Origin of the sequence: Paenibacillus sp. YN15 (assembly GCF_003285005.1) — a bacterium.
In the GTDB taxonomy this organism is placed as follows: Bacteria; Bacillota; Bacilli; order Paenibacillales; family NBRC-103111; genus Paenibacillus_AR.
Window position 1 is genome coordinate 174,053 of record NZ_QMFA01000005.1, and the last position, 13,310, is coordinate 187,362.

Consider the following 13,310-nt stretch of genomic DNA (forward strand, 5'->3'; position numbering starts at 1 on the left):
GCATGACCGCGGATTACAACCTCTCGATCAGCCGATGGACCGGCAGCACCTTGTCGGCGCTGATGGAGCAGGCCGCCGGATCGGACAGGCTGGCCAGGAAATGCTCCACCGCTCCGGTAAAGCCGCGGCGCTGCGGAACGGGCTCCCAGCTGCCGAAGCCTGCCTCCCGGGCGGCTCCCCCCGCTTCCGCAAACAGCCCCTGCTCCAGGTTGACCACCCGGGCGCTGCGGCCTCCCCCATGCAGCTCAAGCCGCTCCAGGTCCAATCCGGCGCTGCGGACCATGCTGAAGGCGGCCTCCCCTTGCCCCGGGGCCACCACAAATCTCCCCGACGCCCACAGGAGCCGCCCATCCGCATCGGCCTGCTGGCGGTACGAAACCTCCGGCTCTGTTTCGCCGGACAGCCACAAAACCAGATCCATCATATGGATCAGGTCATCATACAAGGTCTGTTTGGCCCCGTGCTTCTGCTGCCGGGTGCGGTGCTTCTCCGCGGTGCACAGCCGGAAGCCGCCAACCGCCTCCATCCAGGCTTTGGCTTCCACATACAGGGGCGCAAATCGCCGGTTAAAGCCCACAGCCAACAGCTTTCCCGTCTCCCGGGCGCACCGGGCCAGCTCCTCCGATTCGCCGATGTCGTAAGACAGGGGTTTGTCCACATATACATGCACGCCGGCCTGCAAACATTGCATCACAATACTGTAATGAGTCTCCGTCGGGCTATGGACAAAAACAGCGTCCAGCTCCGCCTCCCCCAGCAGCCGGTCCAGGCTGGTATACCGCCCGGCCACCCGCAGACTGCGGCCGATTCTCTCCACCGTTTCGGCCGAGCGGCTCATCACTCCGGCAATCTCCACCCCGTCATGGGCAGCCAGCACCGGCAAATAAGCCTTTTGCGCAATATCTCCCAATCCAACAATCCCCACTTTTGCCGCCATCCGTTGTTCCTCCCGCCAATTGTCATCTTTCAACAGCTTTTAACCCGGCCCCGCTTATGGTAAGATAGTCATGTTATCCATATGTCTTCATGATCCGCTTAGGAGGCCTTCTAACCTAATGACCACATCCAAAAACAGCCTGGCTCTTGCCGCCGGCCTGATTCTCTTTGTTGGCCTGATTGCTTCGGCTATCTTGCTTGAATCGGCTTATTTGCTGTATGCCGCAACCGGCATCCCCATTTTGCTGGTTCCCTTTATTCCCGATTTGAAAACCAGCCAGACGGTCAAACCCGGCCAGTCTGCTCCCCGCATGCGGGTATACCGGACAGATAGCGAGGACGGGGAGGGCTTTATTATTTTGGAAGCTCTCCATGGGGGAATTCCCTGGAACAAAAAACGCCTTTATTTCCCTGTTGACGGACTGCCGGCTGCCGCGCCATCCGCCTACTCGGCAGAAACCGCAGGGATTCCCGTTCTGCAATACGATCTGGTGCCCCACCGCCGCAGGAAGGACCTGTACGGCATTGAGCTGGCCAATGTGGCCGCCCGGTTCCGCACCCTGTCTTACACCGCCGACGAGGTAACCCGGCTTGTGATCCGGCTGGAGGATCTGCATCCCGCGGACCCGGCCGTGGCGGAGCACCGGACGGCTCCCGTCCGCAAGAGCTTTCCCGCATAATGCCAGCCGTTTGCTGTGAAAATAGTATCATATCCCTTTTTCAAATGAAAGAAGAACACCGCGGAGCTGTTGCGCGGTGTTCTTCTTTGGCATTAACGCAGGGAGCGCCTGTTTTCCTTGTACGTGCTGGGCGTCACGCCCTCATACTTTTTGAACAGGCGAACAAAGGTGGTGACGCTGAATATGCCTACCCGGTCGCTGATCTCCTTGATCAGCATATCGTCCTGAAGCAGCAGCAGCTTGGATTGCTCAATCCGGCAGCGGCTGATGTATTCGGACAGCATATCCCCGGTCTGCTCCTTGAAGTAACGGGACAGATAGGAGGGATGTACGCCAAAATGCTCGGAGATGGAGTTGACGCTTAAGTGTTGCTCCTGATAATTGTCCGCAATATAGGCAATGACATTTTCCTTCAGCCGGTGCTTCCCCTTTTTCTTCCGCTCCTCCGCCAGCTTGCAAAGCTGGTCCAGAAATTCGGAAAGCCGCTGCCGGGTTTCCATAACCGTAGCTCCGTTTACCAGCGCCTTCAGAATATGCAGATTATCGGCGAACAATCCGTCGTTTTCAAGGCCGCTTTCCATGGCAGCCTTCATCATCGTACTGGAGATATCGAACAGGAGGCAGCGGATCATATCCGCCGATATGCCGGGCCTGGACAGATTCTCGGCAATAATCCGCTCCAGCATCTCCCGGGCGCTGCCGGCCTCTCCCGCCTGGATCAGATTGCTCAGCTGCTGCTCCTGATCCAGCGGATAGCTGTAGGAGGAATGCTCATGCTGGGTTTGCCCGTAGCCAATGAAAATCCGGGTGCCCATTATCATCCTGTACTGCATGGCATGAAGCGCCTCATGATAGGCTTGCGGCACATTGGCCAGGGAGCGGTGAATATCGCTGGCGGAGACGGTGAAGTGGATGTGAAACCGGTCCCCGATAAAGCGCAGGGCTTCCTCGGCGATGGTGCGCATGTCCTCCATGGCGGCTTCCGGTGAGGACGAGCCGCTAAAGTTAAGCAGACAAGCCATCATATTGTCAATTTCCGTCACCCAGCCCTGATGCTCTTTTTCCGTCAGCTCCTCCACAATATTGGCAATGATCAGTTGCACCAGCCTGCGGTTTTTTTCCTCATCCTGCTCATGGCTCAAGAAAAAACCGCTGTAGTCCTCCAAATATATGAGCAGCACCGCATACTGGTCCGACAAGGGTTTGATCCCATGCTCAGGCAGGACGGCGTCTGCCGGAAAACCCTGCTCCAGCCTGCCCTTCAGGATGCGCACCAGCAGGTGGGAGCGAAGGGTGGTTTTTTGCTTTTCCAAAGCCTCATTCATGGCCGTGTTGCTTTCCCAAACCTGATCCAGCACTTCCTCCAGGTAATCGAATTCATTGCTCAGAGATACTTCGGCCAGCTCCCGCTTATGGTGGGAGTTGGCGCTTTTGATCAGCCTGGCAAGGGGATGATAATGGCGTCTTGTCATCATAAGCGCCAGCAGCAGTCCCACGATCAACGCCGCGATAATGGCAAAATAGGTAATTTTCCCCGCGTATTCCGCCTTTTCGCTGTAGATATTGGCTGGAAGCACATAAATATATTTCCAGTTGGTTTTGGCGGATTGGGTATAGGACAGCACAATATCCTCCCCGTCCAGCTTCAGCTTGGCCACGCCGCTTTCCTGGCGGAAGGCGCTCTCAAACGGAATTCCGCTGTAATTCCGCCCCGGATTGCCGGAAGACGCCAGAATCCGGTCCTGCTCGTCAAGAATAAGAACCTCGCCCTGATTATACGATTGGATATGCTGCAAGGAAGAAAGCAAACGCTCCTGATCCAGCTGGATCACCAAAACCGCCGTGGAGCCGCCTCTAAATTGATCTGTTAAATAATGGACATACATGATGCCCTTGTCGGGTCCGCCGCCATAGCTTTCCTGACTGGTGAAAAATCCGCGCAGGCCCGATTGGAGAAAGCCTTTCCACCGGTCAATACCAACGCCCGCAGGCTCCAGATAACTCTGGTGGAAAATATCGGCGGTATAATACGCTTTTTCATTCAGCACAAATTCGCCTTTGGGAAAATAAATATATAAGCTCGCTCCCGTGCTCCGGGGCAGACTGTACGCCCGCAGATCCGTCAGCAGTTGGGAGATGCCAAGGCGTTCCTGAACGCCGATGGTCTCCTGGTTGCGGATAAGAGACGACAGCTTGGAGTTTAGGGTAATCATTTCCGTCAGGCTGAAGCAATAATCGATATTGGCATCAAATTCCTGCTGGAGCTGAGCAAGCAAAGCCGAATTGGCCCGGGAGATTTCGCTCTCGATCAATTGTCTGGTTTTCGAATAAATGCCCATAACCGCCACAACCGGAATCAGCAGCACAAGCAGATAGGAGTACAGCCATTGCAGCCGGACGCCCTTGCTCCTCCATTTCGGCATGCCTCATTCGCTCCGTTCCTCTTTCTCTTGTTAGCCTTTGATAGATCCTATCATAACACCCTTTACAAAATATTTCTGCAGGAAGGGGTATACTACCAGAATGGGCAAGGTAGCCACCACAATTGTGGCGTATTTGATGCTTTCGCCCACTGCTTCCGCATCCATGGCGGAGGCATCCGCTGCCATGCCCATGGTGCTGTTCTGAATCAGAATTTCCCGCAGAACCAGCTGAAGAGGAAACAGATTGCGGTCCCGCAGGTAGATCATGGCGCCGAACCAGGCGTTCCAGTGGGCTACCCCATAGTAGAGAATCATCACGGCCATTACCGACATGGACAGGGGGATCACCACCCGGAACAGAATGGTGAAATCATTGGCTCCGTCAATCCGGGCGGATTCAATCAGGTTCTCCGGAATGGCTTCGAAGGAGGTCCGCAGGATAATCAGGTTCCATGTGGAAATGAGTCCCGGAACAATCAGGGCAAACAGGCTGTTTCCCAAGTGAAGCCAGTTATTGACCAGCAGATACATGGGGATCAGGCCGCCTGAGAAAAACATGGTGAATACAATCAGGAGCGTAATGTATTTGGCCCATTTGACTCCTTTCCGCGACAGAACATAAGCCCCCAGACTGGTCATAAACAGATTGAGCACCGTGCCCCCCACGACGATAAGCAGGGTATTCCGGTAGCCGGTCAGCACATTGGGATTTTGAAAAACCCGCTCATACGCGCCGAAGGTAAAGCCCTTGGGCAAAAGCAGCAAACCGGTATGGGAAACCAGTTGATGGGAATCGCTTAAGGAGCTCACCACGACATAAAAAAATGGATACAGGGTAATGACCACCATCACAATCATAAACAGGATGTTGCCTATTTGAAATACAGACTCGCCGACGCTTCTCTCCCGCCTATTGGCCAGCATGCTCTTCTCCTCCTCCCAAACTTTCCGCTACCACAGACTGGTTTCGCTGACCTTGCCGCTGATCTTGTTGGCCGTAATCAGGAGCAGGAAATTCACCGCCGACTGAAACAGTCCCACTGCTGTGGCATAGCTGAATTCGAAAGCCCCGCCCAAGCCCTTGCGGTACACAAAGGTGCTGATGACATCCGCGGTAATGTACGTGTTGGGATTGTACAGCAGAATGATCTTCTCAAATCCCACATCCAGCATATGGCCGATCTTCAGAATAAACATGATGATAATAATGGGGATAATTCCCGGTATGGTCACATGAACGGTTTGCTTCCACTTGTTGGCCCCGTCGATCCGGGAGGCTTCATACAGCTCCGGATTGATGCCGGACAATGCGGCCAGATAGATAATGGACCCCCAGCCTACTCCCTGCCAAATATCGGACGCCACATAGATGGTGCGGAAATATTCCGGAACACCCAATAATGCGGTGCGCTCCATTCCAAAAAACACCAGCACATCCGTTATGACGCCGTCACGGGCCAAAAATTGGGTAATCATACCGCAGATCACGACCATGGAGATAAAGTGCGGCAGGTAGGTGACGGTTTGCACCACTCTTTTGAAAAATTTCCCTGCAATTTCATTAATCAGGAGAGCGAAAATAATTGGCGCGGGAAATGAAAAGATCAGCTGGTACAGATTAATCAGCAAGGTATTGGTGATCAGCCTGCGAAAATAATAGCTGTCAAAAAAGCTTTGGAAATGCTTGAAGCCCACCCATGCGCTGTCCGCAAAGCCTTGCGCCACCTGATAATTTTTGAAAGCAATAACAGCGCCGTACATGGGCACATAATGGAACAGCACATAGTACAGCACCACCGGGATGATCATCAGGTACAAATATTTATGCTTCCGGTAATCCTTGATCAAGCTGGACATGGCGGTTCTCTCCCTCCTGTTTGTCTAAAAAGGGCGCCGGGGAGCGCCCTTTGCCCGGACAATAATGCCTACTTTCTGCTGTTGTACCGGTCGAGAGCCGCCTGCTTCAGCGCAACGGCACGCTCAACCCCCAATTTTTTCAACTGGTCCCGGTACTTATCGAAGTTGGTTAAGGGTTCGGCCCCCATAATAAACTTCAGGAACATTTCGCTTTTGTACGTATCGATTTCCGCCATGATGGACGCCAGCTCCTGGGCTTCATCGGGAGTTTGGGAAACCTGCGGCATCCGGGTTTTGGTGACATTCTCGTAGTACTTGTTGTAAACGGCCGAGGCCTGCTTCTGCTGCTCATAGCTGTAATACTGGTCGTAGTACCGGTCGTCGCCCACAAAGCCGGGAGCAGGCTGGGATACCCGGAGGTACTTGGACATGGCTTCGCCTACGGAAAGCTTGTCGGGATTTTTCATGATGAGATCGGTATATTTGGGCTGTCCGTTGACCATGGTATAGGTGACCCCTTCCACTCCGAAGGACTTCAGCATATTGCCTTCTTCGGAATAGAAGTAATCCAGCCATTTGGCAGTGGCTTCCGGGTTCTTGTTGGCCGGTGTAATGCCGGCGCTGCCGTCTCCACGGTAGCTGTATGCGGCAAGGAAGATTTTGGGCTGATCCCCCTTCTTCAGAACGGGGTGTTGGGTGCCCACCAGATCGTATGCGGGATTGGCTCCTTGGGCTGCCGGCAGGTATTTGCCGATGCCCCCTCCGATATAGCCGGCATAGGCTCCCGCGGTGCCGTTGGTAATTTTGGCATCCTTGGACTTGGCATCCTGGGTGCCAAAGTCGGGGTCCAGCAGGCCTTCTTTATACCAGGCATTCATTTGGGCCAAATAATCCTTGTAGGCAGGCTCGTAAGGACCGAATTTGGCTTTGCCGCCGTCCTGGAAGAAGGCGTCGGCGATGCCGTATGCACCTGTGAAGCGGTCCGCGTTGAAGTCGGACATGACCATGGTCAGGGGCGTTTTCACGCCCTTTTTCTCCTTGAACTGGCGGAGCACCTGGGTCCATTCCTCGATGGTTTCGGGAACAGCCAGATTCAGCTCCGTGAGCCAGTCCTTCCGCAGAACAAGGCCGCTGCTGACGTTGGTATTGCCTACGCCAATGCCGGGGAAGGCATAGATCAGGCCGGAGTCGGTAGAGATGTCCTTGCGGATGGCGGGGTTTTTGTCCAAATATGCCTTGAGGTTGGGCGCATATTTGTCGATGATGTCATTCAGCGGAATGAGCACCTTGTCGGCAATGGCTTTTTCCGGCCCTCCGGGATAGTTGACGAAGTTGGATTCGATGACATCAGGCAGCTTGCCGGAGGCAATCATCAGATTGAATTGTTCCTTTTCGCTGCCCGCTGCCGGATGCTGGAAGCTGATCTTCACCCCGGTCCGTTTCTCCAATTCCTGGTACATCAGCGATTCCCCATAATTCTTAAGGGAGCGCGCCGCATCCGCGGGCAGTCCCACCCAATAGGTCAGCTGCACAGGCCCTGCGGCCGGTGCCGTGCTGTCTGCCGGTGCCTCGCCGGCGGGCTTCTCCGCATTGGAGCCGCAGCCCGCTCCTATTCCGGCCAATAAGGATGCGCCAGCCAGAAGCTTTACCCATTTTAATGTCATGCTCGATTCCCCCTTGTTAGGTTTTCCCGTCAAGCTCATCGGTTTGTGTCACACTGCCAGTGTAAAACGGACTGCCGCCATACGGCAACGCACAGGTTATGACCGGAGCCTTCAAATTCCCACTACATCAGAAAATGAAGGCTCCGGCAAATGCTGATGATCCATTGGAAACACGCAAAAGAGGCTATCCCTAAGTCATTTTCATGACTTCCGGGATAGCCTCTCCATCCGGCTTATTCCATATTATTTTTTGGAGGTGTACCAATCATTGATTTCCTTATAGCTGGCTTCCCCGCCGGCCTGCTTGTATTTAGTGGCGAAGGACTCCACACTGCTCAAGGGCTCTTCTCCGACAACCACCTTCACCGCGAAATCATTAACCAGTTGGTTCAACTGGGCATTTTCCTTGGAGAAGGTAGGCAGGACAGGCGCAACTCCCAGAGGATCGGCAATTCTCATTTCCTTCGGCATCACCTTATTCAGATAGGACCACCCCTCATACAAACGGGCATCCTTCTGTACCCGGGCTTGCCAGTAGATGGGATAATTCTTTTCATCCACGCCGGTCAAATAGTTGTTGGCCTGATTCCGTTCATCCGTGAAAATCGGCAGGATCGGTGTATACACTCCATCCTTGAAGGTGTAGTGCTTGCCTTCCACACCAATAGCAATTTCCTTGAAGGTTTCCGGCTCCAGCTTGGCATTCATCCACTTGATGGCATCCTCCGGATGTTTGGAGGCCTTGGGAATAAAGGTAATGCGGTCGAAGCCGGAGTTGGCGTTCAGCCCGCCCTTGCCGTCCTTGCCCTTCAGGATGGGAATATAGGCGAATTTGGCGTCGGGAAAGTTCTTGTTGAGAGCATCGCCAATGGTGGGAATGTCCGCCCAGTTGAGGACAATCACCCCGGCCTTGCCGCTGGTGAATTTCTCCTTCATGGTCGCGTCCTTATTGACGGCAAACTCCTTGTCAAGCAATCCTTGTTTGTAGAGATCGGCCACATAACCAAGATAGTCTTTAAAGCCCGGATGCAGCGGCCGTGGCACCAGCTTGCCGTCCAGGGCGCTCCAGCTGTTCGGCATGCCAAAGGCGCCGATCAGATTCTCAATAATGGGTGCTCCTCCATTAATAGTAAGGGGTGCGTTTTTGTCGCCGTTGCCGCCCGGGTCCTTATCCTTGAACGCCTTCAGCATGGCGGTGAACTCATCCACCGTAGTAGGCATTTGCAGTCCAAGCTTGTCGAGCCAATCCTTGCGGACCATGAGACTGGTGCTGGAGAATTCAACGCCTCTGAAGGGAATGGCATATATCTTGCCGTCCACTTTCACTGCGTTGAAGCTTTCCTCCGAAATGGACGCTTTAATGTTGGGGCCGTACTTATCAATCAGCGGTCCAAGATCCACCAGCGCCCCCTTCTTGGCATAATCGGCGTACAGGGCCTTATTGCCTCCGATGGTGATGGCATCATACGGCTCCGCCGAGGAAATCAGCAGGTTCAGCTTATCCTCGCTTTTGTCCGCAGGGAGCATGTCGTACTTTACTTTATACCCGGTTTTCTCTTCAATTACCTTGGCCACAGGATACGTGTTATAGTCATCCTTCATCCAGATTGACAGCGATCTCAATTCCGGCTTCGGGCCGGTGCTCGGAGCAACCGTTCCGCTTGCGGCAGCAGACGCGCCGGCAGAAGAACCCGCATTATCCTTCCCGTCGGACGAACTGCCGCAGCCTGCCGCACTGAGCGCAAGCCCTGCGGTCAGAGACAGTAGAAGCAATTTGTTTTTGTTCATGTGTGTACCCCTCCAGATTTTTTATGAGTTTAGCTTGTATTAGGAAAGCCTCCGCCGAATTGAAATCGTGAGAGGCCTGGCCTACGCCCCAACGCTTTTCCTGTAAGCTTAACCTTTGACTGAACCGATCAGCACCCCTTTGATAAAATACTTCTGCAGGAAGGGATAGACGCACAGAATCGGAACAGTGGATGCGACAACCGTTGCCGCCCGGATACCCTCCGGAGACATATTCATCAGATCATCGATGCTTTTGTTGGCGGCGTTGGAGGTGTCGGCATCCATAACCACATCACGGAGATACAATTGCAGGGTTTTTAGGGACGTGTCATTGATGTACAGCATGGGATTGAAGAAATCATTCCAGAAGCCCACCGCATAAAACAGGGAGATGGTGGCGATCACCGGCATGGACAGGGGCAGAATAATCCGGAACAGAATGGTGTAGGTTTTGGCTCCGTCTATCCGCGCAGATTCCTCCAAAGCCTCCGGAAGATTTTCGTAATAGCTTTTAATAATCAGCATGTTGAACACACTGATCATTCCGGGAAGAATCAACGCCCACAAATTGTTGATCAGATTCAAATTCCGCATCAGCAGATAGTTGGGAATCATGCCGCCGTTAAACAGCATGGTGAATACGAACAGAACCATGACGAAGGAAATGCCGGGCAAATGACGCTTGGACAACGGATAAGCCGTAACCGCCGTCATCAAAATGGATAACAGCGTTCCCACAAGCGTAACCCCGACGGACACCATAAACGCTCTGATGAAAATGTCCGAGGATACCACCTGCCTGAGGGTATCAAGCTGGAAGCCTACAGGAAAAATCCCCACCTTGCCCGAAACAATCGCCCATTCCTCACTGACCGACTTGGAGAATACATTCGCCAGTGGCAGAAGCATGGCCAGGCCCATGATGATCAGGAACAGGTAAACAAAGCTGTCCAGAAGCCAATCTCCGGCTGTTCTTTTTTTCATTGCGCCATCCCTCCCTTAGGCTACCAGATTCCCCGGTTTAGCAGTTTTTTGCTGAGATAGTTGCCGGAGACGACAAGGATAAAACCGACCACCGAATTGAACAGGCCCACAGCCGTACTGAAGCTGTAATCCATCTTCCCAAGACCGATGCGGTAGACAAAGGTGCCGATGACATCTCCCGTTTTGTAAACCACCGGATTGTACATGGTCAGAATCTGCTCTGTTCCCGCTTCCAGCACATTGCCCAAGCGCAGAATAAACATTAATACGATGGTGGGAAGGATGCCCGGCAAGGAAATATACAGCATCTTGCGGATTCTGCCCGCGCCGTCGATGGACGCGGCTTCGTATTGCTCCTGCTCGATTCCGGAGATGGCGGCAATGAACACAATCGCGTTCCACCCTATTTCCTTCCAGCCTGCCGTAAACACCACCACGCTGCGGAAATATGAGTTATTCATAAAGAAGCTGATGGGCTCCCCGCCAAACCACTGAATCACATTGTTTACCAATCCGCCCGACGGTGACAGGATGGTAATGAATAATCCGGAAATAATAACCCATGATAAGAAGTGGGGCAAATAAATAATGGTTTGGATGGTTCGTTTGAAAATCATCACCCGGACCTCATTCAAGACTAAGGCGATGAAAATCGGGATGGGAAACAGCAATACGATCTTGTACACACTGATCAACAGCGTGTTGGAAAAAACCTGGGCGAATTCCTCGGAGTGAATCAGCTTCTGGAACTGCTCAAGACCTACCCACTCGCTGCCTCTGATCCCTTCAAAAATGTTAAAATCCTGAAAAGCGATAACGACTCCGTACATGGGCGTGTACTTGAACAAGAACAAAAAGGCAAGCCCCGGAATCAATAGGATGTAGTAGTCCAAATTCCGCAAGGCTAATTTCCATTTGCTTGATTTTGTGCGCTCCGGTAAAGCTGCTGCCTTTTTGTCCAACTCTGTTGCACTGACGCTCATTCCGGTCACCTCCATGTCTGCTGCTTTCTTGTATGTTATTATTATACACAGTGTGTGGAAGCGCTTCACAGGAGGTAAAGCTACTATTTCTGGTCTCAGCTTATTATCCTTCCGGACCGGAGGCTAAATCCTTTCCGTCCGTTCCGGCGGGGGCGGCTTGGATGGCCTTCACCCGAATATGAATGGTTGTGCCTTGCCCCGGCGTCGTCTCAATGGACAAGCCATACTGCTCGCCGGCAAAAATACGGAGCCTTTCGTTCACATTATATAAGCCGTAAGAGCTGCCCGAGCCGTCTGCCCGCATGTCCGGACGGGGCAATAGCAGCAGCTTCTTGGCAGTCTCCTCCTCCATGCCGATTCCGTCGTCAGCCACCGAAAGCAGCAAGGTTTCGTTTTCCAATTTTGCCGTAATACGGATAGTTCCTTTTTTATCCTTGGCTTTACGGATTCCATGAAGCAGAGCGTTTTCCACCAGCGGCTGCAGGGTAAGCTTGGGAATCAGATAACATTCCAGATCAGGCTGCACTTCGATATGGAAGGTAAAGGTAGAGGGGAAACGATTTTGCTGAATTTCCAGATATACCCGAGCCAAATCCAGCTCATCCGCCACGCTGACATTATCCTTGCCCTTGTTCAGACTAAGCCGGAAATATTGGGCCAGAGCCTCAATCATTTGGCTGGTATCCTCGGCATCATGGGCAATGGCCGACCAATTAATCATATCCAGTGTGTTATACAAAAAATGGGGATTGATTTGCGCCTGCAGCGCCTTGAGCTGGGCCTCCCGCTCCAATACCTTGGCCTGATAGGTTTCCTCCATCAGGTTATTGACCTTGCGGATCAGTTGATCCACACTCCGCTCCAGCAAACGGAAATCCCCTTCCGGAGCATGGCGGTGTTCCTCCAGCCAGCCGACACCCTCCTTGCGCATCATTTTCAACACCACCTGAATCCGCTTTGTCAAACCCTGTATGGTAAAAGTCAGCAATACAAAGACCAGAACCAAAAACAGGACGGTAATCGCAATAACCGTTGCAATACTGGTGAACTGGTTCTGGGCAACCGCCCGATGGGCGATTTCCGCCTGGGACACCTCCGCCAGCAGCTTCCAGCCGTTTGATTTAATCGTCGTAAACATCACATACACATTTTCCCTGCCTTCCGTTCGTTTTATAATCCCTTCGTCAGTCTGAAGCACCGTCTGTTTGGCATCCTCCTGCAAAAAGCCGTCTGCATGCACTCTGCCGGTTGCATCATCCGCATCGCTCCATGTATAGATCAGGCTTCCGTCCTTATCCATAATATAAGGGGTGTATACCGTGGAAAAATTGATGCCCGACATCACCTCTTTCAATACCTGATCCGGGATGTCCAGCATAAGCACGCCAAGTATCTCCTCGTATTGCTGCGGATTGCGCAGCACCCGCCCTACGGAAAAAACATCCTTCGCCTCGGTATCGAGGTAATCCTCCCGGTACACGCCCGTCCAGACCATTCCCCCGCCGGCGCCCGCAATTTCCTTATACCAGGGACGTTTCTCCAGCATGGACATGGGAAACAGGTTAATCCGGTCCCCGGCATATAAACGGGACTCATCCACAAATATCCGGAACCGCATGATATCCATGTTGGTCTGGACCGTATCCGCCAGATTGCGCAGACTCATCATTTGCTCCAGCTGTCCGGTAATGGAGCTCTGGGGCAGCAGGCTATTGTACAACTCCTTATTCATAAATACCGAATTGTTTATGTCCAGAACATGATTCAGCTTGTAGGTCAGATTCATTCCCGCCTGCCGCAGCGTCTGCTGCATAGAGCGGGTGACCTCCCGCTCCAGAATAACCGAGGACCGTTGGTAGTAAGAAGCCAGCATAATCGTAATCGGCAGAAGGATAAGCACAACATAGGCGATAATCCACTTTTTGGCGGCAATAATCCCCTGCCATAAGCCCTTCAGATAGTCCCAATCCCATTTCAGCAGTTTTCCCACTGTTC

10 protein-coding genes are annotated in these 13,310 nt (G+C 52.9%); 1 reads left to right on the top strand and 9 read right to left on the bottom strand.

What is annotated here, in order from left to right; genetic code table 11:
• Positions 1 to 13: 13 nt before the first annotated feature.
• Positions 14 to 937, bottom strand: coding sequence for a Gfo/Idh/MocA family protein (locus tag DQG13_RS06555; protein ID WP_113018943.1), 924 nt, complete (start codon positions 935 to 937; stop codon positions 14 to 16).
• A gap of 118 nt (positions 938 to 1,055) precedes the next feature.
• Between DQG13_RS06555 and DQG13_RS06560 the strand changes: the two genes are divergently transcribed.
• A complete protein-coding gene (locus DQG13_RS06560) occupies positions 1,056 to 1,616 on the top strand; it encodes a hypothetical protein (RefSeq protein ID WP_113018944.1) in 561 nt (186 codons plus the stop codon).
• 92 nt (positions 1,617 to 1,708) lie between these two features.
• Here the strand turns inward: DQG13_RS06560 and DQG13_RS06565 are convergent, their stop codons facing one another.
• The 8 genes from DQG13_RS06565 to DQG13_RS06600 form a co-directional block, all read right to left on the bottom strand.
• Positions 1,709 to 4,039: a helix-turn-helix domain-containing protein gene (locus DQG13_RS06565; protein WP_113018945.1), complete on the bottom strand. Its 2,331-nt coding sequence runs from the start codon at positions 4,037 to 4,039 to the stop codon at positions 1,709 to 1,711.
• Positions 4,040 to 4,069: 30 nt separating this feature from the next.
• Positions 4,070 to 4,963 (bottom strand): carbohydrate ABC transporter permease, encoded by an 894-nt coding sequence (locus DQG13_RS06570; RefSeq protein ID WP_113018946.1) that lies wholly within the window; start codon positions 4,961 to 4,963, stop codon positions 4,070 to 4,072.
• A gap of 27 nt (positions 4,964 to 4,990) precedes the next feature.
• Positions 4,991 to 5,896, bottom strand: a complete 906-nt coding sequence (locus DQG13_RS06575) for an ABC transporter permease (RefSeq protein WP_113018947.1) — start codon at positions 5,894 to 5,896, stop codon at positions 4,991 to 4,993.
• Positions 5,897 to 5,964: 68 nt separating this feature from the next.
• Positions 5,965 to 7,560, bottom strand: a complete 1,596-nt coding sequence (locus DQG13_RS06580) for an extracellular solute-binding protein (protein WP_181592621.1) — start codon at positions 7,558 to 7,560, stop codon at positions 5,965 to 5,967.
• Positions 7,561 to 7,803: 243 nt separating this feature from the next.
• Positions 7,804 to 9,348 (bottom strand): extracellular solute-binding protein, encoded by a 1,545-nt coding sequence (locus DQG13_RS06585; RefSeq protein ID WP_113018949.1) that lies wholly within the window; start codon positions 9,346 to 9,348, stop codon positions 7,804 to 7,806.
• Between the two features lie 108 nt (positions 9,349 to 9,456).
• The gene (locus tag DQG13_RS06590; protein WP_113018950.1) at positions 9,457 to 10,332 is read right to left on the bottom strand and encodes a carbohydrate ABC transporter permease; all 876 of its coding nucleotides are present in this window, start codon (positions 10,330 to 10,332) and stop codon (positions 9,457 to 9,459) included.
• Between the two features lie 20 nt (positions 10,333 to 10,352).
• A complete protein-coding gene (locus DQG13_RS06595) occupies positions 10,353 to 11,315 on the bottom strand; it encodes an ABC transporter permease (protein WP_113018951.1) in 963 nt (320 codons plus the stop codon).
• A 103-nt stretch (positions 11,316 to 11,418) separates the two neighbouring features.
• Positions 11,419 to 13,305: a cache domain-containing sensor histidine kinase gene (locus DQG13_RS06600; RefSeq protein WP_113018952.1), complete on the bottom strand. Its 1,887-nt coding sequence runs from the start codon at positions 13,303 to 13,305 to the stop codon at positions 11,419 to 11,421.
• Between the last annotated feature and the right edge of the window lie 5 nt (positions 13,306 to 13,310).